The sequence below is a fragment of the Pseudooceanicola algae genome (assembly GCF_003590145.2).
Classification (GTDB): domain Bacteria; phylum Pseudomonadota; class Alphaproteobacteria; order Rhodobacterales; family Rhodobacteraceae; genus Pseudooceanicola; species Pseudooceanicola algae.
Genome location: NZ_CP060436.1, coordinates 236,599 through 261,230, shown reverse-complemented (window position 1 = coordinate 261,230; position 24,632 = coordinate 236,599). Strand labels below are relative to the sequence as shown.

21 protein-coding genes and 1 pseudogene are annotated in these 24,632 nt (G+C 65.5%); 11 read left to right on the top strand and 11 right to left on the bottom strand.

The genetic code is table 11. The features are described 5' to 3' along the window. The first annotated feature begins 32 nt into the window (after window positions 1-32). Entirely contained in the window at window positions 33-668 is a 636-nt protein-coding gene (locus tag PSAL_RS01215; protein WP_119839807.1) for a hypothetical protein, read from the top strand. Window positions 669-697: 29 nt separating this feature from the next. On the opposite strand, the gene PSAL_RS01210 is transcribed toward PSAL_RS01215, so the two are convergent. After that, complete coding sequence (locus PSAL_RS01210; RefSeq protein ID WP_231388575.1) at window positions 698-1,501, bottom strand: FG-GAP repeat domain-containing protein; 804 nt, start codon at window positions 1,499-1,501, stop codon at window positions 698-700. Further along, complete coding sequence (locus PSAL_RS01205; RefSeq protein WP_119839809.1) at window positions 1,501-1,824, bottom strand: 2Fe-2S iron-sulfur cluster-binding protein; 324 nt, start codon at window positions 1,822-1,824, stop codon at window positions 1,501-1,503. The genes PSAL_RS01210 and PSAL_RS01205 overlap by 1 nt, the downstream gene beginning before the upstream one ends. Before the next feature lie 260 nt (window positions 1,825-2,084). On the opposite strand from PSAL_RS01205, the gene PSAL_RS01200 reads away from it, so the two are divergent. Then, complete coding sequence (locus PSAL_RS01200; RefSeq protein ID WP_196941890.1) at window positions 2,085-2,408, top strand: OB-fold nucleic acid binding domain-containing protein; 324 nt, start codon at window positions 2,085-2,087, stop codon at window positions 2,406-2,408. A 117-nt stretch (window positions 2,409-2,525) separates the two neighbouring features. On the opposite strand, the gene PSAL_RS01195 is transcribed toward PSAL_RS01200, so the two are convergent. The 5 genes from PSAL_RS01195 to rpiA all read right to left on the bottom strand — a co-directional run bounded on the left by PSAL_RS01195 (window position 2,526) and on the right by rpiA (window position 9,034). After that, window positions 2,526-3,995, bottom strand: a complete 1,470-nt coding sequence (locus PSAL_RS01195; RefSeq protein ID WP_119840589.1) for a Do family serine endopeptidase — start codon at window positions 3,993-3,995, stop codon at window positions 2,526-2,528. 437 nt (window positions 3,996-4,432) lie between these two features. Then, complete coding sequence (hflC, locus tag PSAL_RS01190) at window positions 4,433-5,491, bottom strand: protease modulator HflC (RefSeq protein ID WP_119840590.1); 1,059 nt, start codon at window positions 5,489-5,491, stop codon at window positions 4,433-4,435. 13 nt (window positions 5,492-5,504) lie between these two features. Beyond that, entirely contained in the window at window positions 5,505-6,680 is a 1,176-nt protein-coding gene (gene hflK, locus PSAL_RS01185; protein ID WP_119840591.1) for an FtsH protease activity modulator HflK, read from the bottom strand. 68 nt (window positions 6,681-6,748) lie between these two features. Continuing rightward, window positions 6,749-8,116: a glutathione-disulfide reductase gene (gor, locus tag PSAL_RS01180; protein WP_119840592.1), complete on the bottom strand. Its 1,368-nt coding sequence runs from the start codon at window positions 8,114-8,116 to the stop codon at window positions 6,749-6,751. Between the two features lie 84 nt (window positions 8,117-8,200). Then, window positions 8,201-9,034, bottom strand: coding sequence for a ribose-5-phosphate isomerase RpiA (rpiA, locus tag PSAL_RS01175; RefSeq protein ID WP_119840593.1), 834 nt, complete (start codon window positions 9,032-9,034; stop codon window positions 8,201-8,203). A gap of 253 nt (window positions 9,035-9,287) precedes the next feature. Between rpiA and PSAL_RS01170 the strand changes: the two genes are divergently transcribed. The 4 genes from PSAL_RS01170 (at window position 9,288) to PSAL_RS01155 (ending at window position 14,584) form a co-directional block, all read left to right on the top strand. Then, window positions 9,288-10,661, top strand: coding sequence for an L-serine ammonia-lyase (locus PSAL_RS01170; protein ID WP_119840594.1), 1,374 nt, complete (start codon window positions 9,288-9,290; stop codon window positions 10,659-10,661). Between the two features lie 250 nt (window positions 10,662-10,911). After that, complete coding sequence (opgC, locus tag PSAL_RS01165; protein WP_119840595.1) at window positions 10,912-12,081, top strand: OpgC domain-containing protein; 1,170 nt, start codon at window positions 10,912-10,914, stop codon at window positions 12,079-12,081. Window positions 12,082-12,264: 183 nt separating this feature from the next. Continuing rightward, entirely contained in the window at window positions 12,265-13,503 is a 1,239-nt protein-coding gene (gene pepT, locus PSAL_RS01160) for a peptidase T (protein WP_119840596.1), read from the top strand. Between the two features lie 130 nt (window positions 13,504-13,633). Then, entirely contained in the window at window positions 13,634-14,584 is a 951-nt protein-coding gene (locus PSAL_RS01155; protein ID WP_119840597.1) for a DMT family transporter, read from the top strand. On the opposite strand, the gene PSAL_RS01150 is transcribed toward PSAL_RS01155, so the two are convergent. Next, window positions 14,502-15,248, bottom strand: coding sequence for a thiamine diphosphokinase (locus tag PSAL_RS01150; protein ID WP_119840598.1), 747 nt, complete (start codon window positions 15,246-15,248; stop codon window positions 14,502-14,504). The genes PSAL_RS01155 and PSAL_RS01150 overlap by 83 nt on opposite strands. 237 nt (window positions 15,249-15,485) lie before the next feature. Here PSAL_RS01150 and PSAL_RS01145 point away from each other — a divergent pair, with 237 nt between their 5' ends. After that, the gene (locus PSAL_RS01145; protein ID WP_196941889.1) at window positions 15,486-16,274 is read left to right on the top strand and encodes a hypothetical protein; all 789 of its coding nucleotides are present in this window, start codon (window positions 15,486-15,488) and stop codon (window positions 16,272-16,274) included. 176 nt (window positions 16,275-16,450) lie between these two features. Beyond that, window positions 16,451-17,593, top strand: coding sequence for a pyridoxal phosphate-dependent aminotransferase (locus PSAL_RS01140; RefSeq protein WP_119840346.1), 1,143 nt, complete (start codon window positions 16,451-16,453; stop codon window positions 17,591-17,593). 435 nt (window positions 17,594-18,028) lie between these two features. Here PSAL_RS01140 and PSAL_RS01135 read toward each other — a convergent pair whose 3' ends face one another. Then, window positions 18,029-19,243: a pyridoxal-phosphate-dependent aminotransferase family protein gene (locus tag PSAL_RS01135; RefSeq protein WP_119840345.1), complete on the bottom strand. Its 1,215-nt coding sequence runs from the start codon at window positions 19,241-19,243 to the stop codon at window positions 18,029-18,031. Between the two features lie 337 nt (window positions 19,244-19,580). Between PSAL_RS01135 and PSAL_RS01130 the strand changes: the two genes are divergently transcribed. Next, a complete protein-coding gene (locus PSAL_RS01130; protein ID WP_119840344.1) occupies window positions 19,581-20,279 on the top strand; it encodes a tyrosine-protein phosphatase in 699 nt (232 codons plus the stop codon). Then, entirely contained in the window at window positions 20,276-22,264 is a 1,989-nt protein-coding gene (locus PSAL_RS01125; RefSeq protein WP_119840343.1) for an ABC transporter ATP-binding protein, read from the top strand. The genes PSAL_RS01130 and PSAL_RS01125 overlap by 4 nt, the downstream gene beginning before the upstream one ends. A 164-nt stretch (window positions 22,265-22,428) precedes the next feature. On the opposite strand, the pseudogene PSAL_RS19195 reads toward PSAL_RS01125, so the two are convergent. Continuing rightward, window positions 22,429-22,746 (bottom strand): annotated as a pseudogene (locus PSAL_RS19195) (glycosyltransferase); the annotation flags it as partial. A 79-nt stretch (window positions 22,747-22,825) separates the two neighbouring features. On the opposite strand from PSAL_RS19195, the gene ygfZ reads away from it, so the two are divergent. Further along, on the top strand, window positions 22,826-23,566 hold the full coding sequence (gene ygfZ, locus PSAL_RS01120) for a CAF17-like 4Fe-4S cluster assembly/insertion protein YgfZ (RefSeq protein ID WP_119838428.1): 741 nt from the start codon (window positions 22,826-22,828) through the stop codon (window positions 23,564-23,566). 434 nt (window positions 23,567-24,000) lie between these two features. Here ygfZ and efp read toward each other — a convergent pair whose 3' ends face one another. Then, a complete protein-coding gene (gene efp / locus PSAL_RS01115; protein WP_119838427.1) occupies window positions 24,001-24,564 on the bottom strand; it encodes an elongation factor P in 564 nt (187 codons plus the stop codon). Window positions 24,565-24,632: the final 68 nt, after the last annotated feature.

The following is a 24,632-nucleotide window of genomic DNA, read 5'->3' as shown; positions in this document are numbered from 1 at the left end:
ACCCAAGTGACTTTCGCGTAACCTGCCGCACGATGGATCTGCATGAACCTGCCCCAGAGCTGACGTATTCCTTTCGTCCTGCCCTTACCCGCAAGACGCAGAAATGGGTTCTGTCGAAGAATGCGCTGACCGGGCCGGGCGTCTCGCTGGACCTGAGCCGGGTGCGCGAAGCAGCCCTGATCCAGATCCACACCGGCGACCATCGTCTGATCCGTTTCATCCTTGCCAGCGGCCGCGAGCGGGTGAAGCTGCAGATCGCCCTCAACGCGTCAAACGCAACGCCGGATGCGGATCAGCGGCAATTCCTGTCTCTGGTGTCGGAAACAGCGACACACCTGTCGCATCGCCTGCCCGACCTGACCTACCGGATGGAGGAGATGGGACGCACCCGCATGATCCTGTTCATGATCGGCCTCTGCATCCTGTGTCTGGGCCTGGGGCTGACCGGCGCGGCGGTCCTGAACCTGCACGACCATATCTTGCGGCTGGTGCTGACCCTGCCCTTTCTCGCAATGACCAAGATCCTCGGGGCCGTGGTGATCTGGCGCAACTGGCCGCTGCGGCAACCGGACGAATTTCCCATCGCCACGTTGCCGTTCCTTCTGTGGACCATGGGCGGACCAAGGCCCGAGGGCATTTCCCCCGACCAGACCACACCGATGTCCTGACCGCTCAGCCGTCGGGACACCCGACTTGATCAGGGGCAATCGACCCCGCGCGACAGGCTTTGCGGCCCGGCATAACTTGAAAGCTCCCGCGCGTTCAATTGGCCGTCCGCATCAAGCGTCACCGCAACCACATGCTGCCAATTGCCATCCGCCAGGATCATCTCCGGCGCCACGCCGTCACAGTGGCGTATTCCGCCGGGAATGAAGCTCCAGCCGATCTGGTGATTGCTGTATCCGGGCGCCGAGGCGATTTCGGTCAGCTGGCCTGTGCCGTCTGCCGGATCGCCGTCGAACCGCCAGATCCGCAGGGTCTTGGCCAGGTGGGGTCGGTCGATATAGGCGATCTCGATCCGGCCATCGCCATCCAGATCGGCGGCGCCGATCGGGGCCAGCCAGCGCTGGCTGCGCCCGATATGCGGGGTGGCGGCGATGCGCCCGGTCTCGTCCCAGACCGTCAGGCGCGCGCCTCCGGTCAGGCTGCTTTCCACCACGAGGATCTCGGGTGTGCCATCTCCGTCGACATCCAGCAGGCGCGGGGCGACGTCTTCGAAAACCAGCGTTTCGGGCAGGGTAAAGCGCCGCCCTGGTCCTTCCGACAGGCTGATCTCCAGCATGGAAAATTCGATCTCGTCACCAAGGATACCATGGCGGTAGCGTTCCGTCGGCCCTGCGAAACGGGCCGAGTGGATCTCCGTTGCCGTGGCGGGACAGGGCAGCAGCAGCGCCGCGGCCACCAGGCAAACCACCGGCATGGCGCGGCGGGCGCACCGCTGCAAGGTGCGGGCGGGCTGACGCCGCGCCCCCCTGGCAGGTGGCCCCCGCCAGCGCCGCATCAGATCTGCTTTTCGGGCATTTGAACGACCAGCCCGTCAAGCGCATCCGTCACCTTGATCTGGCAGGTCAGGCGCGACCGCGCCGCATCGGGTTCATAGGCGAAGTCGAGCATGTCTTCTTCCATGTCGTCTTTCGCAGGAAGCTTTTCGACCCAGTCGGGTGCGACATAGACGTGGCAGGTGGAACAGGCGCAGGCGCCGCCGCAATCGGCCTCGATGCCCGGAATGCCGTTGTCGCGCGCGCCTTCCATCACGGTCAGTCCGTTGGGGACCTCGACCACATGTTCGGTGCCGCCAAATTCGATATAGGTGATCTTCGCCATCTGCGCCTCGTTCTGGTTGGTGCCTCCGGCCTACCTAGCTGCGCCATCTGCATGCTTCCAGTCAATTTTCCCGCGCGCCCAGTGCGATTCTTGCGAATCCGGACAGATGTTCTATAAATGTTCGCATCGCCGCCCAAGTCGTAGCCAGCGCCGAAGCCCCCGCCATACCCCAGCCCGGAGACCGCAGGCCTATGCCCGCCCTTCCCGCCACACCACAGCCCCCTGCCCGGACAGCCCCGCCGGAAGGCAGCGCCCAGCCGATGTCTGGCCCCCCCCCCGCCAGCCTGCCCGCCGGCTGGCAGACGCGTCCGCCCAATGGCGCACGGGTCACGGTTTCGGGGCTGGTCATCCTGCGCCAACGGCCAGGCACCGCAAAGGGGGTGATCTTTCTGACGCTGGAGGACGAGACCGGCGTGGTCAATGTCATTGCCTGGCGCAAGATCTTCGAACGCTTCCGCCGCGCGGTGATCTCGGGACGGATGCTGCGGGTCACCGGGCGGATCCAGCGCGGTGATGGCGTGACCCATGTCCTGGCTGAAGAGATCGAGGATATTTCCGCCATGCTCGACAGCCTGACAGGCTGAGACCAGCCTCGACTGCCTGCCCTCCTGACACCACGAAGACCGCACAGGAAAAGGGGCGCCCGAAAGCGCCCCTTTTGCAATCCCGCAGGATCATCAGCCCGTTTGCCGGCCGGTTCGTCAGTCCGCGTCGAGCGGCAGCGCGACAAAGCGCGGATCGCCGTTCTGACGCACCAGCAGCAGGATGGACTTGCGCCCCGCATCCCGTGCCTCGGTGATCCGGTCCTCAAGATCGGTCAGGCCGGTCACCTTCTGCTGGCCCGCATCGGTGATCAGATCACCGGCGCGAATGCCCTTTTCAAAGGCGTTGGCCATCTCGTCCACATTGGTGACGACAAGACCCGTCGCGTCTTCGTCCAGATCCAGCTGCTGACGCAAATCCGGGGTCAGTTCGCTGATCGACATGCCCATCAGGTCAAGCACTTCCGGTTCGGAAGGCATGTCCTGCGTCTGGGCCGCAGGCACAGCTTCGGCGTTCTCGCGACGTCCAAGGGTCACCCGCAGCGTCTCGGTCTCGCCATCGCGCCAGACGGTGACGCGAACGGTCTTGCCGACCGAGGTATTGCCGACCTGACGCACGAGGCCGCGGGTGTCATCCACATCGACATTGTCGAAGCTCGTGATCACGTCGCCGGCTTCCATGCCCGCATCCTTGGCCGGACCATCGGGCACATCGGTGACCATGGCCCCCTTGGCCTGTTGCAGACCCATGGCTTCGGCCATGTCATCGGTCACGTCCTGGATGCGCACACCCAGCCAGCCGCGGCGGGTTTCCCCGAATTCCTGCAACTGGGTCACAACCTTGGAGACCACGTTGGAGGCCATCGAGAAGCCGATCCCGATCGAGCCGCCATTGGGCGACAGGATCGCGGTATTGACGCCGATCACTTCGCCGTTGGTGTTGAACAACGGACCGCCCGAGTTGCCGCGGTTGATCGCCGCGTCGGTCTGGATGTAATCGTCATAGGTGCCGCTCAGCGCGCGATTGCGGGCCGAAACGATCCCGGCGGAGACGGAAAAGCCCTGCCCCAGCGGGTTGCCCATGGCCACGGCCCAGTCGCCGACCCGAGCGGTATCGCTGTCCCCGAAGGTAACGAAGGGCAGCGGTTCCTCGGCTTCGACCTTCAGCAGGGCGATGTCGGTGTTCGGATCCGTGCCCACCAGGGTCGCATCAAGACGTTCGCCATTGAAGAATTCGATCTCGATTTCGTCGGCGTTTTCGATCACGTGGTTATTGGTGACGATATAGCCATCTTCCGAAATCACGAACCCGGAGCCGAGCGCCTGGCTGCGGCGCGGGCGGCTTTCGTCGTTGCCGCCGTTACGGTCCTGAAATTCGCGGAAGAAATCCTCGAAAGGCGAGCCTTCAGGCACCATGGGAGAGGGCTGGTCACGCCCCGTCACCGTCGTCGATGTGGTGATGTTCACGACCGAGGGGCTGATCTGGTCTGCAAGATCGGCAAAGCTGTCGGGCAGCGCGCGGGCGGACAGTGCCTGCCCCAGCAGCAGCGCGACGGCCAGAACGGTCAGCCAGAAGGCGCGGAACATTTGCGGTTGTCGGGATCGGAAGGCCAAGGCCTGGCTGGTCATTCCCATATCTCCTTCATCTTCGTGAGGACAACGTCCGAAACCCCGGCGGGGCCGAACATGTCATTGTTTTCTAATGTAGGCTCTCCTGACTGCAACACAAAGCCTATCGCGACACGTCAACAGGCCGTGACCCCCCTGTGAGAGGATTTTCGCCCGCATCGAGACTCCGGCCAACCCACCAGCCCCGGCGGCGCCCGTCCCGTTCAGGTGCGAGGTTTTCACCGAAGCCCTGATTTTTGGTAAATTTTTTTCGCAAGAGCCTCCCGACATCCGTGCGACCTGCGACCCGGCCAAACCGGGTGACACAAAGTTCACCTCTGCGAGAGCCGATGCAGAAATGGCGGCACAGGATTGGCGGTCGAGGCCAGGAACCGGCCCACGAAAAAGGGGGCCGACCCTGCGGTCAGCCCCCTTCTGCGCCCCGAATGGGGGCGATGTCAGTCGACCGGGACCGTCGCCGGGTCGCTTTCCGGTGCGGTGGCCGGATCAGCCAGGGGCACCAGAGACGCGCCGTTGCCGGTCTCTTCCGGGGCCGCATCCTCGCTTTCCATGGCATCGCCTTCCAGCCCGTCCTCTGACGGCGCCCCTGCAGTCGGGGCCGCAGCGGTAAAGGTCGAAGGGCTGGCGTTTCCGGGATTGTTCGACTTCAGATAGTTGAAGAATTCACTGTCAGGCGAAATCACCATTGTCGAATTGCTCCCGCTCAGCGCGGCGCGATAGGCGTTCAGCGACCGGTAGAAGTCAAAGAACTCCGGGTCGGCGCCGAAGGCCTCGGCGAAGATGCCGTTGCGCAGGGCGTCGGCCTCGCCTCGGGTGATCTCGGACCGGCGCTGCGCATCGGATTCCAGCTCGACTTTCTTGCGGTCGGCTTCGGCGCGGATCTCCTGCGCACGTTCGTTACCGCGCGCGATCTGATCTGCCGCTTCACGTTCCCGTTCGGCCCGCATCCGGGCAAAGGTCGCGTCAAGGTTCTCGGTCGGCAGGTCGGTCCGCTTGATCCGCACATCGATGATATCCAGACCAAGGCTTTGCGCTTCGGTGTAGGCGGCATCGCGAATCCGCGTCATCAGCTCGGCACGATCCGCCGAGAGGATCTCGTCCGAGGTCACCGAGCCCAACACTTCGCGGGTCTGCGAGCGCAGGATGGAATCGAGCCGGTTTTCGGCAGCCACCAGACCGGCACTACCATTGGCCTGCCGGAACTGGCGCACGTCCGAAATCGTATAACGCGCAAAGGCGTCCACGACCAGGCGGCGGTCATCCAGCGGCGTGACTTCCAGCGGATCGATGTCGCGGCTCAGGATGCGGTCATCATAGGTCACGACCTCCTGAATCAGCGGGATCTTGAAGGCAAGACCGGGGTCTTCCTTCACGTCCACCACACGACCGAATTGAAGGACCAGCGCATTCTCACGCTCGTCCACGATGAAGATCGAGCTGAAGAAGCCGATCAGGGCGACGACCAGGACGACCAGGGCTATCGTTAGTTTTTTCATGACCGGATCCTCCTCAGTTGCCGCTTGCGTCGGCAGGTGCCGAAGCGCGGGGCGTCAGTTCGGAAAGCGGCAGATAGGGCATCACACCCGACCCGGCGTTTTCGTCGATCAGCACCTTGTTCACGTTGCCAAGCACCTCTTCCATCGTTTCGATGTAAAGGCGTTTGCGGGTCACTTCAGGTGCCTTGCGGTATTCGTTCAGCACGGCCGTGAAGCGGCTGGTTTCACCCTCGGCTTCGTTGACCACGCGGGCGCGATAGCCTTCGGCTTCCTGTATCATCTGCGCTGCGGCACCACGTGCGGCCGCCGTGGCCCGGTTGGCATAGGCATCGGCCTGGTTGGTCAGGCGTTCGCGCTCTTGCTCGGCGGCCTGGACTTCGCGGAAGGCATCAATGACCTGCGCGGGCGGGTCGGCCTTGTCGAAGTTCACCCGGATCACGTTCATGCCGGAATTGTAGCTGTCGAGCGTGCTCTGGATCATGTCCTGCAGACGGCCGGAGATCGCCCCACGGTCCCGGTTCAGGATCGGGCTCAGCTGAGACTGCGCGATGATCTCGCGCATGGCGGATTCCGACACTGCTTCGATGGTCATCTGCGGATCACGCAGGTTGAACAGGAATTGCGCCGGATCGGTGATGTTCCAGACGACCTGGAAATCGATGTCGACGATGTTCTCGTCCCCGGTCAGCATCAGCCCGGCATCCGATCCACGGGCGCCGACGCCGATGTCGACGTTGCGTTCGCGCGACACGGTGATGACTTCATGCGTCACGACGGGCCAGGGCGCAAAGTTCAGGCCCGGTTCCCCGGTCGAGGAATACTTGCCCAGGAACAGTTCCACCGATTTTTCCTCGGGGCGGACGGTGTAGAAGCTGGCAAAGACCCAGAGGCCGAACAGCACCACCAGCCCGATCAGCAGGGTGCCACGGGTGACCAGCGGGCCACCGCCGCCGCCGCCACCGGGGCCATCGCCGCCCGGACGCCGGGGCGTGTCGCCCTTGCCGCCCATCAAGACGCGCAACTGGTCCTGGCCCTTGCGGACCAGGTCGTCGATATCCGGAATACCTGTCGGCTTGTCACCGTTTCCGCCGGGCCGACGTCCGTCGTTGCCCCCGTTGTTTCCGGGTGGCGTCGGTCGCCCTCCGCCGGAACCGCCGCCCCCCCAGGGACCGCCATTGTTTCCAGCCATCAATCTCCCCTTCCGTTATAGTCTTCTCGCCCGATACGTGTGCGTCCTCGGGCCGAATTACAAGCGCTTCAGATGGTTCTGACCGGAGTCCGCATGGTCACCATCTCTTCTGCTGCCGTCGGATGGACCGCGACCGTGCGATCAAAGTCCTCCTTTGTGGCGCCCATCTTGACCGCGATTCCGGCCATCTGGATCATTTCCCCGGCCGCCGGGCCGACGATGTGGCAGCCCAGGACCTTGCGGCTTTCCTTGCCGACAACCAGTTTCATCAGGATCTTCTGCGCGGCACCCCCGGCAAAGCTTTGCTGCATGGGCTTGAACGAGGTCGCGTAGATCTCGACCGGTTCTCCTGCGACGGACTTTGCCTGTTCTTCAGAAAGGCCCACAGTGCCCATTTCGGGCTGGGTGAAGATCGCCGTCGGGATCAGTTCGTGATCAGGCCGCGTCGGTTCGCCCCGGAAGACCGTCGCAACAAAGGCCATGCCTTCGCGGATCGCCACCGGGGTCAACTGCACCCGGTCCGTCACATCCCCGATCGCATAGATCGAGGGCACGCCGGTCTGGCTGTATTCGTCCACGGTGATCGCGCCGTTGCCTTTCAACGTCACGCCGGCCTCTTCAAAGCCCATGTCGTCGGTGTTGGGGCGCCGTCCGGTGGCAAAGATCACCTTGTCGAACCGCGCCTTTGCACCGTCCGAGCGCAGCGCGACGATCTGGTCGCCGTCCCGTTCCAGCCCGGTGATGTCTGTGCCGGTCTGCAGGTCGATGCCCGAGGCGCGCATTTCCTCCGCGATCAGGTTGCGGGCCTCGTTGTCAAAGCCGCGCAGGATCTGATCACCCCGGTAATATTGCGTGACGGAAACGCCCATCCCGTTGAGGATGCAGGCAAATTCGCTACCGATATAGCCCCCGCCGACGATCAGGACATTGCCCGGCAGGCTGTCCATGTGGAAAATGTCGTCCGACACCATGCCCAGTTCCGCCCCCGGCAGATCGGGCCGCACCGGGCGCCCGCCCGTGGCGACCAGGATATGCTTGGCGGTCTTTTCCGTGCCATCGGCCAGCAGGACCGTATGGGCATCGCGCACCGTGGCCCGCTGCGAGAACTTGTCGACACCGGAGCCATCCAGCAGGCGGTTGTAGACCCCTTCCAGCCGGTCGAGTTCCAGGTTCAGCTTGCTGCAGAAAGCGGTCCAGTTGAAATTCTCGATCTTCGCGTCCCAGCCGTAGGCGGCGGCCTCTTCGGCGACACGGCCATAGGTCGAGGCGAAGACCATCAGCTTTTTCGGCACGCAGCCCCGGATGACGCAGGTACCGCCGTAACGGCTTTCTTCGGCGATGGCGACGCGGGCGCCGGTTTCACCGGCTGCCACGCGGGCCGCGCGCACGCCGCCCGAACCGGCGCCGATCACGAAGAGGTCATAGTCGAAGCTCATGCGAGGATCCTTCTTCTGAGCCCTGAGGGCGTTCGTTTGCGGACCCCGATCCAATGGCCGGACCGGGTGCTGTCCGGCATCGGTTCAGGCGTCGAAAAGGGCCAGTTCCGCTGCGAAATCAAGGTGGGTTTCTTCTGTTGCGCCCTGCTTGTGGCGGGTCACGACATGGCCGTCTTCCCGTCCGATGACGACCGCATCGCAGATATCCATGAACAGGCCGTTTTCAACGACGCCCGGAATGGCGTTCAACGCCTGGGACAGGGCTTCGGGGTCGCCGATCCGGCCGAGGTGCAGATCCAGCGTATGGTTGCCCTCGTCGGTCACGAACAGACCTTCGCCGGCGGGGCGGAAGACGGTCCTGCGCTGATCCACGTCCAGATCCGCAAGCGCGCGCTCGACCAGTCGCCGGGTAGCGTCCATGCCGAACGGGATCACCTCGACAGGCAGGGGAAAGGCGCCAAGGGTCGCCACATCCTTGTCCGGGTCGGCGATCACGACCATGCGGTCGCTGGCGGCAGCCACGATCTTTTCCCGCAGATGCGCGCCGCCGCCGCCCTTGATCAGACGAAAGGCGGGGTCGAATTCATCCGCGCCGTCGATGGTCAGATCCAGCCAACCGGCCTGATCCAGAGACGTCACCTCGATCCCGACCTCGCGCGCCAGCGCCGCGGTGCGAGACGAGGTCGGCACGCCGACGATCTTAAGCCCTTCGCGCCGGACCCGCAGGCCGAGGCATTTCACCATCCAGGCCGCCGTGCTGCCGGTGCCAAGACCGACCTTCATTCCGTCCTCGACAAAGCCCACCGACCGCCAGGAGGCCGCGAATTTCGCCCGGTCGGCCGCGCCCAGCGCATCAGGCGCGCCGTTCGGGGTTGCAGGGGTCGCAGTCTGGGTCGCAGGGGAAGGCTCTTGGCTCATGCGGCTCACTCCGTAATACCGGGGTGGTTATAGGCAGGTAAGGCAAGGGATGCGAGTACGGATTTCCCGTGCTGGTTCACAAGTCCCGGATGCCTGGCCGGGGCCCCAAGCCGGATGGCAAGCTGGGACCCAGTCCGCAAGCCAGTCCGCAAGCCGGTTGGGACCTCTGGCGCGGCAATCGCGGAAAGTGTCGCTTTCATGGCGACAGCGCCCGGGCTACCGCCCTATCCTGCCCGCAAACCGGAGTACGCGCATGTTCCTTTCTGTCTTCGACATTTTCAAGATCGGGGTCGGCCCGTCCTCGTCCCATACCATGGGGCCGATGGTGGCTGCGGGGCGGTTTCTGGACCGGCTGCGCGCCGCGCCCTTCGATGCCCATGGGCTGCGCGCCTCGCTGCACGGATCGCTGGCTTTCACCGGCAAGGGCCATGCGACGGATCGCGCCACGGTGCTGGGCCTCGCCGGGTTCCTGCCCCACAGCTATGATGCCGGGGCTGCAGACTCCGCCCTGGCCTGGATCGACGAACACCGTCATGTCGCGCCCAGCGGGCTGGGCCAACTGGCCTTCAACCCCGCGACCGACCTCATCTTCGACTACGACACCCCCCTGCCCGGCCACCCCAACGGGATGCGGATCATGGCGCTGGATGCCCAGGGCGATGTGATCCTGTCCGAAGTCTATTATTCCATCGGCGGCGGTTTCGTCCTGACCGAAGCCGAACTGGCTGATGGCAAGGCAGAGGCCGAGGGCCCGCCGATCCCCTATCCGTTCAAATCCGCCGCCGAGATGCTGGACATGGCACGGGCATCCGGCCTGACGATTGCCGGAATGAAAGCGGCCAATGAAACCGCGCGGGGAGGTGGCAAGCCCCTGTCGGGCGGCATCGCCCAGGTCTGGCAGGTCATGTCCGATTGCATCGACCGGGGCCTCAGCACGCCCGGCACCCTGCCCGGCGGTCTGGCCGTGCGCCGCCGCGCTGCCGCCATCCATGACGCGCTGAAGGACGAGGCCGGGCGCAACCTGGCCCCTCCCCATGTGATCAACGACTGGATTTCCGCCTATGCCATGGCGGTGAACGAGGAAAACGCGGCCGGCGGTCAGGTCGTCACCGCCCCCACCAATGGCGCGGCGGGGGTCCTGCCGGCGGTGGTGAAATACTGGCTGACCCATGTGCCCACGGCCAGTCGCGACAAGCTGGACGATTTTTTCCTGACCGCAGCCGCCATCGGCGGGCTGGTGAAATTCAACGCCTCCATTTCCGGCGCCGAAGCGGGTTGTCAGGCCGAGGTCGGATCGGCCGCAGCCATGGCTGCCGCCGGGCTTTGCGCCGTCATGGGCGGCACCCCCGAGCAGATCGAAAACGCAGCCGAGATCGCGCTGGAGCATCACCTGGGCATGACCTGCGATCCGGTCGCCGGTCTGGTGCAGGTGCCCTGCATCGAACGCAACGGCCTTGGCGCGATCAAGGCGGTCTCGGCGGCCTCGCTTGCGCTGCGCGGCGACGGGCAGCATTTCGTGCCGCTGGATGCCTGCATAGAAACCATGCGCCAGACCGGACGGGACATGCACGAGAAGTACAAGGAAACCTCGCTTGGCGGGCTGGCGGTGAACGTCCCCAACTGCTGAAGCAACGTCGACGCCCGTGCCCATCGGGCCCACCGGCATGCAAAGGCGCAGAAAATCGCCCATCGCGCCCCGATTTCGCCTATCGCGACGGCAGCGCGGCACTTTCGCTTGCTTGGCCAATTGAGCCTGCCGTGCGGCACGGCTATGAACGCGCAACTTTCGCGCTATCTCTAAACGGAACACTCCATCCCTTCCCCTCCTTCCGGAGACGCCGCGTGGTTACCAGCCCGTCACATTTCGAACTGAAGCCATGAAACGTATCGACTTTCTGGATGGCCTGCGTGGGTTCTTCCTTCTGACGATGGTCCTGTCCCACCTCGTTCTGCAGAACGGGGTCTGGGTTCAGAAACTGCATTTCCGCGAGGTGATGTTCGTCGAAAGCACCCAAGGATTCGTCTTTCTGTCCGGCCTGATGTTCGGGCTGTTCAAGGGCCGGCAATATCTGCGCAGCGGCATGCAGGCGATGCGTAAATCTGTCCATGCACGGATGCTGGAACTCTGGCTCTGGACCGTGGCGCTGATCTTTCTCGGGCTCGCGATGCGCGATCTGCTGCCCGGAGGCGTGATGGCCTGGCGCAACTGGCTGGGCACCGCCCCGATGGACGATCCGATACGCATTCTCGGGATCCTGACGCTGGCATTCCAGCCGACCTTCCTTGATATCCTGCAGATGTACATCCTGTTCATGGCCATCTCGCCGCTGCTGATCCGCTGGGTTTTCGACGGGCGCTGGATGCTGGCCGCCGGGCTGTCGGCGCTGGTCTGGACGGCCTGCCAATTGCAGGTTTCGCTGCTTTGGTCGCGCGGGGTGGACCGGCTGTTCGAAGCCTCGGACACCCAGGGCCTGCGCATGGCCTTCGATCCGATGGGCTGGCAGGTGCCCTTCATCGCCGGGCTGATGCTGGGGGCGGCATGGGCCGCAGGCCGGATCCGCTGGGAAGAGGTCTTTGGCCCGCGCACCCGCGACCTTGCGCTGGTCGCGTTGCTGTTCCTGCTGCTGTTCGCGCCGCTGCGACTGGCCTCGGCCCATGGCTGGATGCCCGAAGCGGTCTTCAAGGCCTTCCGTCCCTTCGAACTGCGCTCGAATTTCGGGCCGGTCTACCTGCTGAACTTCATGGCCGCGGGGTTCCTGTTCACCTGGCTGGCCATCGGCGGGCGCAACGATCCGTCGGCAATTGTGCGCGCCATCTCGAACGGTATTGGCTGGATCTTCACCCGGCCCGCCCTGTGCCTGCTGGGGCGCCATTCGCTGCAGGTCTACCTTTGGCATGTCGTGCTGGTCTATGGCGTGCGCTACATCGACAGCACCTGGGGCCCTGGCGGACAGGCCGCCAACACGCTGCTGGCCCTGACCACCATGGCCCTGCTCTGGGTGCCCCCGCTTTGGCGGGAACGCAACGCCAGCCGGGCCAGAGCCTGATCGTTCACCCGAGCCCAGTCCTTTCCCAGAGCCCGGTCCTTCACCTGAACCCAGTCCCGCCCCCTCAGGCCCGGCGAACCCGCAGAGCCCTGCGCCGGGGCGCGCGGCCCCCCTTTCCTCGGACCGCGGCTCCACATAGGTTTCCGTCAAGCGCCCCGGCGCACCCCCTTGTCAGGAGGCCCCATGCCCAGCCCGTTCGATACAGAGCTTGAAACCCGCCTTGTCCGCTATGCGGCCGTGGATACCCAAAGCGACGCCGACAGCCCCACCGCCCCCAGCACCGAAATCCAGTATGATCTGCTGCGGATGCTGGAAGCCGAGCTGACCGAGATCGGCGCAGAGGATGTGTCCCTGACCAGTTACGGCGTGGTGCTGGCAACCATCCCCGGCAATATTGAGGCGCCGACCATCGGGCTGCTGGCCCATGTGGACACCGCCCCACAGTTCAATGCGACCGGCGTGAAGCCCCGCGTGGTGCGTGGTTATAACGGCGGCGACATCACCTATCCCGACGACCCCGATCTGGTGCTGTCGCCGCAGGATTTCCCCTATCTGGCGCAGAAGCAGGGCCACGACATCATCACCGCCTCCGGGCTGACCCTGCTGGGCGCGGACGACAAGGCGGGCGTCGCGATCATCATGACGGCGGCGCGTCACTTGCTGGAAAACCCCGACATTCCCCATGGGCCGGTGCGCATCGCCTTCACCCCGGACGAAGAGATCGGGCGCGGCGTCGGTCCCGACCTGCCCCGCGATCTGGCAGCCGATTTCGCCTATACCTTCGACGGCGGCAAGCTGGGCGAGATCGAATACGAAAGCTTTTCCGCCGATGGGGCCGAAGTCCTGGTCAAGGGCGTCTCGATCCATCCGGGCTTTGCCAAGGGCAAGCTGGTCGATGCGATCCAGCTGGCGTCCAGAATCATCGCCGCCCTGCCCCAATCCACCATGCGTCCCGAACTGACCGATGGGCGTGACGGCTTCATCCATGCCACCGACATGTCCGGCGGCGCGAACGAAATGCGGATCAAGCTGATCCTGCGGGATTTCGAACGCGACGGCCTGGCCGCGAAGGGCGAGATGCTCCGCCAGATCTGCGCTGCCGTTCAGGCCACCGAACCGCGCGCGACGATTTCCTGCGAGATCACGCCGCAATATCGCAACATGCGGTATTGGCTTGAAAACGACATGACCCCGGTGGACCTGGCCCGCGATGCGGCCCGCAAGCTGGGGCTGGATCCCGTCTCGGTCCCCATTCGCGGCGGCACCGACGGGTCGCGGCTGACCGAAATGGGCGTGCCGACGCCGAACCTGTTCACCGGGATGCAAAACATTCATGGCCCGCTGGAATGGATCTCGGTCCAGGACATGGCCAAGGCGACGGATCTTTGCATCGAACTTTTGCAGGGCGCCGCAAGGGCCTGACGCCCCGCCGCCCGGCCGGGTCCCCAAACCGGGGGCCCGCCCCCCCCTTGCTGCACAGGCGCCATTGCCCTGCACCGGTCCCGTCACGCCGGCCATGGACAGTTCCCCCGCGCGCACCTAGCGTCGCGCCATGGAAACACCGCATCGCGACAACCCCTTGTTGGGCATCACCCTTATGTCCGCCTTCTGCGTCGTCGCGCCCTGCGCCGACGCGGTGGTCAAGATCCTGGGGGCCGAGATGACCTCGGCCATGATCCTGTTGTTTCGGTTCGCATTGCAGGCGCTGCTGTTGCTGCCGCTGGCAATTCTGCTGCGCAAGCCCTGGCCGGCACGCGGCCGCCCCATGCGCCTGACCCTGCTGCGCACCGTGCTGCATATGGGCGGCGTCTATTTCATGATCGTCTCGCTGCGCTACCTGCCGCTGGCCGATGCCATCGCCATTGCCTTTGTCATGCCCTTCCTGACCCTGATCGCCGGGCGGCTGTTCCTGAACGAGGAAATCGGCCCGCGCCGCATCGCTGCCGTGGCGGTCGGGTTCGCCGGCACGCTGCTGGTGATCCAGCCCAGCTTTGCCGCCGTCGGCCTGCCCGCGCTGCTGCCCTTGCTGGTGGCAGTGAACTTCACCGCCTTCAGCCTGGTCACCCGACAGGTGGCCCGGGCGACCGACCCCATCGCCATGCAGGCGCTGAGCGGAATCATGGCCACCGTCATCCTGCTGCCCGTGCTGCTGATCGGCAGCGCGTTCGGGGTTGAGGAACTGGCCCTCGACATACCGCCGGGGCAGCTTTGGGGGCTGGTACTGCTGACCGGGATCTTCGGCTCCTTCGGGCATCTCCTGATGACCTGGTCGCTGCGCTATGCCCCGGCCTCGACCCTGGCGCCGATGCAGTATCTTGAACTGCCGGTGACCGCGCTGGTCGGCTGGCTTGTGTTCCGCGAATTTCCCAATGGGCTGGCCCTGGTCGGTATCGCGATCATCATCGGCGCCGGGCTGTATATCATCCTGCGCGAGCGGGCCATCGCGCGGGCCGGCTCAGCAACGCCGTTGCCACATCCGCCATCGCCGCCACCGGCATTATGACCAACATGCCGGGCCCGTCGAAGGCCAGCGAGACCGCGACTGAACCTTCTGCGGCCTGGGCCGCGCCTGCCTCGTTCCTGCCGACCACCTTGTTCGACGTCCCGATCCGCCCGCCGGGGGCGAAATCCAGCCCCTCGATTGGCCAGGTCAGCCCACTGGACTGTCCCCGGACCGGCGCCAGTGGGAACAGGGACAGCGGCTGATCGCATGGCAAGGTCAGCGTGACATCCGGCGGCGCATGAAACACCAGGTCTTCGCTTCCCACCAACAGGCAGGGCCGGTCGGGATGGCGCAGCAGCACCGAAAAGGCCGCCAGCATGTGGTCGACCCGACCGCCCATGAAGCCGATCCCGAGCACCAACGGCGCCTCGATCCGGGTCAGGCATTTCTCGAAATCAGTGCTTTCCTGTTCGGTGATGCGAATGAACCGCTCGGGCGGGATGTCCTGAACGCGTTCGGAGCGCAGCGAGTCCATGTCCCCGATCACCGCATCGGGCAGCCGACCGCGCTCCAGCAACCATTCCCCGCCACCATCCGCGCCGACAACCGCGCCAGCCATGGCCAGAACGGTTTCCGCCAGTTGCCCCGGGATCTCGCCGCCACCGAACAGGGCCACGGGCCGCGTGCTGCGGATCACGGGCAAAGGTGCAGATTGGTCGGTCATGAAGGCCCCGGGGTCAGTGGAAGTCTCCACATTATCGTCACAAAATGGGACGCTCTGCACCACAGAATCACACCCTGACCAGTCTATCCCGTCACGAGCCAAAGGAGCACGTTCCAGCCACGCGCCCCTTGCGGGCCGACGCGCGGCCCCCTAAGCCCACGGGAACAGGCAAGGGTCAGAAACGTCAGGACAGGGGCGATGCGGCGAAAAGTGAGTGCGACCACAAAAAGCCTCACGGTGTCTTTTGGCGACTTTTCCTGCACCCTGGAAGGCTACGATGACCCGGCAGAAATCCTCGCGGCCCTGGAAGGATGCCTGCGGGTGCTTGGCCCGCAGATCGCGGCGGCGGGCATGGCGCCACAAGGGAACGCTGCGCCGCCTGCTGAAACGCCCCCGCCAGCCCGCCCCCCGGCGGAGCACAACGAACCGGCCGACACCGCCCCGATTGCCGGGCCGCAGATCGACCGCCTTCTGCATGAAACCGACCGGGCCTTCGACCAGAGTGACTCCAGCCGCCGCCGGGTCTCCTTTGCCCATCTGCGGGCCGCCGTTGCCACCCGCCGGGCCGAAATCAAGACCCCGGAGCGGGACGCGGGCCCTGCAGCCCCATACCGGCAGGATCTGGAGCAAGCCTCGCATGGCGTGGCAGCGCCTTCCGCGCAGCCCCGCGGGGAACACTTTGACGATGGACCGCCTTCCGAACCGGCAGCATCTCAGCAGGGGCATGAAGGCGGGGTCGGGAAACCCGAGGTGACTCCGCCTGCGCCCCGTCCGGTCGCGGATCCTTCACCGGGACGCAGAATGCCCCTGCCGACAGAAATCCTGCATCAGGCCGCAAGGGAATTGACCAGGGTCGAAGGTCAGCCGCATTTCTCGCGTCGGCAATTGATGGCGCAGGTGAAATCCATGGCCCCGGCAGCGTTCGACCGCGAAGACAGCCTGCGCGCGCTTGGCACCTTGCTGCGAGAAGGCAAACTGCGGCGGACCGAGAACGGACGCTATCAACCGGCCCCAGACGAACCCTGACCGCCCCCTGACCGCGCATCTCTGCCGCCCCAGGCACCTTTTGCAAACACCCCTCGCCAACTTTGCAAACACCGCGCGACCGGGTCCAGGGCCGCTTTGATCGAGGCATAAAATTCGCCGTCAAAAGACGCGTCAAAAATCTTGCAAGACCCCGCCCGGCGCAGCTATGACGCGCCATGACCAAGCACAGTGCCACCCGCCCTGCCGGCTCTGCCGCGCGCCTGACCCCGCTTGCTGCCGGATTGCCGTCTTCCGTGCCCTTTACCGGCCCGGAAGAGCTTGAGCGCCGGCGCAATGCCCCCTTTGCCGCGCGCCTCGGCGCCAACGAAAACGGCTTTGGGCCTTCACCCCGTGCGCTGGAGGCGATGCGCGCCTCGCTTGACGGGATCTGGCAATATGGCGATCCGGCCAGCCACGATCTGCGCAACGCATTGGCCCGGCACTGGTCGTGCGAGGTCGACAATATCGTGGTCGGCACCGGCATCGACGGGTTGCTGGCGGATCTTGTCCGCCTAATCATCGGTCCCGGCGACAATATAGTGACCTCTGCTGGGGCCTATCCGACCTTCAATTACCATGTCACGGGCTTTGGCGGCACGATCCACACGGTGCCCTATCGCGACGATTCCGAAGACCTGCCGGCGCTGATCGCCAAGTCCGGCGAAACCGGCGCCAAGCTGGTCTATTTTGCCAATCCCGACAATCCCATGGGCAGCTACCTGCCCGGCGACCGGATCGCGGCCGCCCTGTCCGACCTGCCCGAGGGCACGTTGCTGATCCTCGACGAAGCCTATGCCGAGCTTGCCCCAGCGGAGGCCGCACTGCCGCTGCCGATCGACGACCCGCGGGTGATCCGCATGCGGACCTTTTCCAAGGCCTACGGGCTGGCGGGCGCGCGGGTGGGCTATGCGCTTGGCGCGGCGGGTCTGATCCGGGCCTTCGACAAGGTGCGCAACCATTTCGGCATGAACCGGACCGCGCAGGCCGGGGCGCTGGCCGCACTGGAAGATACTGCCTGGCTGCCCCATATCTGCGATGAAATTGCCGCCTCGCGCCAGCGGATCGCCGGGATGGCCACCGCCAATGGCCTGACAACGCTGCCATCGGCCACCAATTTCGTCTGTATGGACCTGGGCGCCGACGGTGCCCGCGCCCGCGCCATGGTTGCGGCGCTCGCCGAGGAGGGCGTTTTCGTGCGCATGCCCTTCGTGGCCCCGCAGGATCGCTGCATCCGTATTTCATGCGGCCCCGAAGACCAGATGGCCCAGTTGGAAGCGGCCCTGCCCCGCGCGCTTGCGCGTCTCGACCTGTCTGCCTGAGGCAGAAAGGTCGCATTGACGCCCCCCGTGGGCATGGGGTCACATCGGCGTCAGCCTTGTTTTGGAAAGGCTCGTGTCAGGGCGCAAACGGGCCGACCATCCGATGGGTTGGGGAAGACTGCAAAGAGCCTGGCCATGGCCCGGCAGCCCCCAACATCACAGCCTGCAAGCTCCTGCTCCCAAAGGCGCGCCCGATTAGACCATCGCGGCGCCGGTCATGGGGCTGATCAACCTGCTGTGGATCCGCGTCGCGATCCGCCGGCACTGGGTATGCCGGTGGCGCTTGCCCTCGCCGATCTGATCCTTGGCGGCATCGAGGTGATCCGCGCCAGGCAACGCCGCGCGGATGCTCCAGTGCCGAGAGACCCCTTCCGATAGAACAGGGGCCCGGCATCCTTGCGGTTCCGGGCCCCTGGCCTTCTACCGAGGCGCGGGCTACTGCGCCAGATCGATGCGCCCGGCGGCGATGACCCCTGCGGCGGCGCTAAGCGCCTCCTTCCCGTGGGGGATCTGAAGCGCGGTCATCCCGGCCTCGATCACGCCCAGCGCACCAAGGACCATGTGCCCGTTCAGGTGCCCCATGTGGCCGATGCGGAAAAAGCCGGTGCCACCGGGGTCCGTTTCGCTGTCCATTCCGATGCCGAGACCCAGGGTCAGCCCGGCCTGATCCGCCGTCCAGCGGCGCAGCGCCTGCCCATTGCCCGGCCCGATTGCCAGGGCGGTCACTGCATGGCTGCGGATCGCGGGATCGGCCAGGTTCATCTCAAGCGGCCCGGCAGAGGCCCAATGATCGCAGGCCGCCCAGACCGCGCGGGCCAGGGTGGCGTGACGGGCCCAGATATTCTCCAGCCCTTCCTCGGCGATCATGTCGAGCGAGGTCCGCAGCCCCAGCAGGTGATGCGTGGGCGCGGTGCCCCCGAAGAAGTTGTAGAAGAAATCCGGCGCCGAGCGCGGCTTCCAGTCCCAGTAGCGGCTGACGCGCGTGACCTTTTCGCGGGCCTCGGCGGCGCGCGGATTGAAGAAGACAAAGGACAGGCCCGGCGGCACCATCAGCCCCTTCTGGCAGCCCGCCACCATGATATCCACGCCCCAGGCATCCATTTCGAAACGGTCGCAGGCCAGCGAGGCGATGCAATCGGCCATCAGCAAGGCGGGGTGACCGGCGGCGTCCAGCGCGGCCCGCAGCGCGGCCGGATCATTGCGCACCGAGGTCGCGGTATCGACGTGGCTGAACAGAACCGCCTTGATCTCATGCGCCTTGTCCTGTTCGAGGATCTCTTGCAGGCGGTCGGGGTCGATGGTGGCCTTGCGCCCGAAATCGACGATATGCGGCACCAGGCCCAGACCTTCGGCCATATCGGCCCAGCCGAAGGCAAAGCGCCCGGTGGCCGGCACCAGGATCTTGTCGCCGGGGTTCAGAACGTTGCTCAGCGCCGCTTCCCAGGCGCCATGGCCATTGGCGATGTAGATCGCCGCATCATGCGCCGTGCGCGCCACCCGCCGCAGGTCGGGGATCATGCCGAAGGTCATCTCGACAAGGTCGCCTTCGTAGATGTTCGGCGCCGGCGCATGCATCGCCTGCAAGACCCGGTCGGGAATGACGGAAGGGCCGGGAATGGCAAGGTAGGGGCGGCCGTGGGCGAGAGACATCGTCGGTCCTTTCGAAGCGGAAAGCCCCGGCGCGGCACCGGGACGCCCCAGCAATAGCGCCGTGTCGGGCAAGGTCAATGCACGGGAGGCCAGCAATCGCCGTCACGGGCCGCCCTGCCCCTGGGGGCACCGCTTTGGCCCGGTGGAAATTTCCCCGCGCCTGGTCCGGGCCGAGGTCGGATCGCTACCTCGGTCGCCGGCGTTCGCCGCCTGTCACGGGTCCCTGCGCGCCCGCGCGTCCCGGACCTCCGCTTGCCTCATCCCCCATCCTCGCCTACATGGGACCAGCCCCTTGCCGGGGCCCGAAACCACCCCGACTTCACAAGGGAACCGCCGCATGAAACTGGTCGACCGGGTCAAGAACTGGGAGCGCGACCTGCGCGCCTCCTACAATACCGACCTGTCCACGCCGGAAAACCGGCGCCGGGCCGCGATCTACAACGACTGGTTCGACCATGCGATCCTGCGCAAGGTCTGGACCAACTTCTTTCTGATCGCCCCGGATGTCTGGCGTTCCAATCACCCGACCCATGTACGGTTCGAGAAGATGAAGGCGCTCGGCATCAAGTCGGTGCTGAACCTGCGGGGCGCGGGTGGTGCGGCGCACTACCTCACGGAAAAGGAAAGCTGCGAGGCCCTTGGCCTGACGTTGGTGGACCGCAATCTTTATGCCCGCGAGGCAGCCTCGGCAGAAGAGATCCTGTCGGTGATCGAGGCCTTCCGCAGCATCGAGAAACCCTTTGTCATGCATTGCAAGTCCGGGGCAGACCGGGCCGGGTTCGCCTCGGCCATCTACCTGCTGGTGATCGAAGGCCGCCCCGTCGCGGAGGCGCAAAAGATGTTGTCGGCGAAATATGTCCACTTCCGCTGGACGAAGACCGGCATTCTCGACCATATTCTGGACAGCTATGCCGCGCGCAATGCACGGGATCCCATCGGTTTCGAGGACTGGGTGAAGACGGAATACGACCCCAAGGCCTTGCAGGCCGAATTTGACGCCCGCAAGTCGCGCGGCCGCGGGAAGACCCCGTCATGAGCGATCACGACGCCAAACCCGCCCCTGCCGGCGACACCGCCGTTCCCGCTGAACCGCCCAAAGCCGCATCGCAAACACCCCCCGTGGCGCCGGATGAACGCGACCTGCCGCGCACGGCTGATGAAAAGGGCGGCGTGTTGATCCGCTGGCTGTGGAAGGGCTACCTGCACAAGCATTGGCTGGCGCTGATCTTTGCGGCGCTGTTCATGGCGCTGGAAGGGTCGATGCTGGGCGCGCTCAGCTGGATCATGAAGCCGATGTTCGACAGCGTCTTCATCGAGGGCAATACTTCGGCCCTGGGCTGGGTCGGGCTGGCTGTCGTCGCGATCTTCATTACCCGGGCCTTTGCTTCGGTCGCGCAGAAGGTGCTGCTGGCGCGGATCGCTCAGGTCAATGCCGCCGACCTGCGCCGCGACCTGCTGCGCCACCTGATGCGTCAAGACGGCCCCTTCCACCAAAGCCACCCGCCCGGCTACCTGATCCAGCGGATCCAGACCGATGTCGCCTCGATCAACGATGTCTGGGCAGCGATCCTGACCGGGGCGGGGCGCGATCTGATCTCGCTCGTGATCCTGATGGGGGTCGCGGTCTCGGTCGACTGGAAATGGACGCTGGTCGCGCTGGTCGGCGCGCCGCTGCTGATCGCGCCCTCCTTCGTCGTGCAACGCTTTATCCGCGCGCGGTCCCGCGAGGCACGCGATCTGGGCGCCCGGCTGGCCATCCGTCTGGACGAGGTCTTTCACGGCATCGTCCCGGTCAAGCTGAACCGGCTGGAAGACTACCAGTACACCCGCTATTCCGCCCTGACCGACAAGCTGGTGAAGGCCGAGATCCGCGCCACCGTGGGCACCTCGGCGATCCCCGGCATGATCGATGTCATGGCCGGGCTCGGCTTCCTCGGCGTGCTGATCTTCGGCGGGGCCGAGATCATCTCGGGCGAGAAATCCGTGGGCCAGTTCGTGTCCTTCTTCACCGCGATCGGGTTCGCCTTTGAACCCCTGCGCCGTCTGGGCGGGGTCACCGGCACCTGGCAGGTCGCGGCGGCCGCGATCGAGCGGATCCGGCAATTGCTGGAAACCCAACCGCAACTGGTGTCCCCCGCGACCCCCAAGCCCGCGCCGAGCGGCGTGCCGGGGATCACCCTGAAGGACGTGCGCCTGTCCTATGGCGAAACCGAGGTGCTGGACGGGCTGAGCTTTACCGCAGAGCCGGGCACGACCACGGCGCTTGTCGGCGCATCGGGGGCGGGCAAATCAACGGTGTTCAACTTGCTGACCCGGCTGGTCGATCCGAAGGCGGGCTCTGTCGAAATCGGCGGCGTGCCGGTGGGCGAAATGTCCCTGCCCGATCTGCGCGGAATGTTCTCCGTGGTCAGCCAGGACGCGCTGCTTTTCGATGAAACCTTGCGCGAGAACATCCTGCTGGGTCGCACGGATGTCAGCGAAGACGAATTGCGCCGCGTGCTGGACGCCGCCCATGTGTCTGATTTCGTCGCCCGGATGCCGCAGGGTCTGGACAGCCCCGTGGGGCCGCGGGGGTCGAACCTGTCGGGCGGGCAACGTCAGCGCGTGGCCATCGCCCGCGCCCTGTTGCGCAATACGCCGATCCTGCTGCTGGACGAGGCGACCTCGGCGCTGGATGCCAAATCCGAAGCGGTGGTGCAAAGCGCGCTGGACCGGCTGGCCGAGGGGCGCACGACCATCGTCATCGCCCACCGGCTGGCGACGGTGCGCAATGCCGACAAGATCGTTGTGATGGAAAGCGGCCATGCGGTGGATGCCGGCCCGCACGAGGCACTGCTGGAACGCGGCGGGATCTATGCCCACCTGCATGACCTTCAGTTCAAGACCGACGGCCCCACGGCCGATGCGGTTGCGCAACAACGCGAAGCCGCGCGCCGCCGGGCCGAGGGCAAGGACCTGCCGCCGCCGCCCGTCGATGCGACAATGGCGCGCCGGATGATCTGGGCTATGTTCGGGCGCTGACCGACATCAGGTCGGGGCGGATCGCCCCGCCGAAATCCCGCGCCCGGACCAGAAGCACCGGCCGGGCGTGACCCGCCCGCCGAAACGCACCCGCAGGTTCGCGCACAGGAAGCGACCCGCCCCCCGAGGCCCGCCCCCGGTGCCTGACGAAAGACCCCGGCGCGCCCGGCCTGCATCTGCGCCAGAACCGCATCGCTCCAGCCCCGCGCGGGCGATGCACCTGCACCAAGCAACAGCAACCATTCGCCCTGCGCCGCCGCCGCGCCCTGCGCCAGCAAGGCGGCACGATCGCCCTGTCCGGTGATCAGACGCGCGCCGATTTCGTCGGCCAGGGTCACGGTGCCGTCGCCCGACCCGCCGTCGCTGACGATCAGTTCCCGCAGGATGCCGGCCTGCACGCCCTCGAACAGCGCGGCGGCCGAGCGTGCCAGCCCGGCTTCGTCGTTCATGGTCGCGATCACCACCGAAAGCGCGGCTGCCATGGCACCCCCCTGTTAACCTCTGCGCCACGCGGTATACTCGGGGCCAATGACAAGCGAAAGTCCCATGCCCGACAGCCCAATGATCCCCCGCAAGATCCTGCGCCTTGGCGGCGCCGATGTGCAGCATTTCCTGCAGAACCTGGTCACCAACAGCCTTGATCGGCTGGGGGACGGCCCGGTCTATGCCGCGTTGCTGACCCCGCAGGGCAAATTCATCTGCGATTTCATCCTGATCGAGGATGGCGCGGACATCCTGCTGGAGGTCGCCGAACCCCAGGCCGCCGCCCTGGCGCAGCGCCTGACCATGTACCGCCTGCGCGCGGATGTGACGATCGATGTCACGGACCTTCAGGTCCTGCGCGGCACCGGCCCGGCGCCCGAGGGGGCCTTCACCGACCCCCGCCATGCGGCGCTCGGCTGGCATCTGATCGGCGCCGAGGGCGGTACCGATGGTACCGATTTCGACGCTATCCGCGTCGCCCATTGCATCCCCGAAACTGGCATCGAACTGACCCCCGACACCTTTATCCTTGAGGCCGGGTTCGAGCACCTGAATGGCGTGGATTTCCGCAAGGGCTGCTATGTCGGGCAGGAAGTCACCGCCCGGATGAAACACAAGACCGAGCTGCGCAAGGGCCTGCGCCGCGTCACGCTGGAAGGCCCCGCCACGCCGGGCACCGAGATCACGGCCGAGGGCAAGTCCGTCGGCACCCTGCACAGCGTTGCGGGCGATCAGGCCATCGCCTACCTGCGCCTTGACCGCGCGACCGGGGCGATGCAGGCCGGGGAAGCTCGCGTTTTTCTGCCAGAGGATAGCTGAGCAAGCGGCCAAGGGCGTCCGGTTCGAAATCCGCCGCGGGAATGGTCAGCAAACCGGGCCATGGCGCAAATCTTGGGCGGGATGTCTTGTGGTGCCTGCAATCGGAGGAGTGTCGGCGGTTTTACGAGCCTTAAGGGTCGGTATCCGCCGCCTGCCCGCCCTCCTGGCACCTCGACCGGGGCGGTTGGGCAACCACCCTGACGGATGACGGGCAAGCATGACAAGGCAGCCACACAGGCGACAGGATCGCCCTTCCACCCCAAGGCCCGGCCCCCTGCCCCAAGGCATCCGCGTCGCCTCTAAGGGCCCTCACCTTCCCCTGGTTCGCCAATGCAAAACGCCGCCCGGTTCCCCGAGCGGCGGCGTTCACTCTCCAGAGGTCCAAGGCCTGTGATTGCGGCCTCGCGGTGCCCTGCCGGACCGATGCAGCGCGCTCAGGCGCGCTCGGAATATTCCATGGATTCGGTGTTGACCACGATGTCTTCGTCCTGACCGACGAAGGGTGGCACCATGACCTTCACGCCATTGTCCAGGATCGCGGGCTTGAAGCTGTTGGCGGCGGTCTGGCCCTTCACGACAGGCTCGGTCTCGACGATCTTGCAGACGACCTTCTGTGGGACGGTGGCGTTAAGCGCTTCTGATTCATGGAATTCCACCACGATGGTCATGCCGTCCTGCAGGAAGGGCCGGCGGTCGCCCAGCAGGTCAGAGGGCAGTTCGACCTGATCAAAGTTCTCGGTATCCATGAAGGCCAGCATGCCGTCGCTTTCATACAGGAACTGCATGTCGCGCTGTTCCAGGCGCACGCGCTCGACCTTGTCCGCAGAACGGAAGCGTTCATTCAGCTTGGACCCGTTGCGCAGGTTCTTCATCTCGACCTGGGCAAAGGCACCGCCCTTGCCGGGCTTGACGTGGTCGACCTTCACGGCTGCCCAGAGGCCGCCGTTATGCTCCAGCACATTACCGGGGCGGATTTCGTTTCCGTTGATCTTGGGCATGTCGGCTCGCCTGTACTGGTTGAACGTTGGGTTGCGCAGCCTATATATCCGGTGCGCGCTTGTGGCAA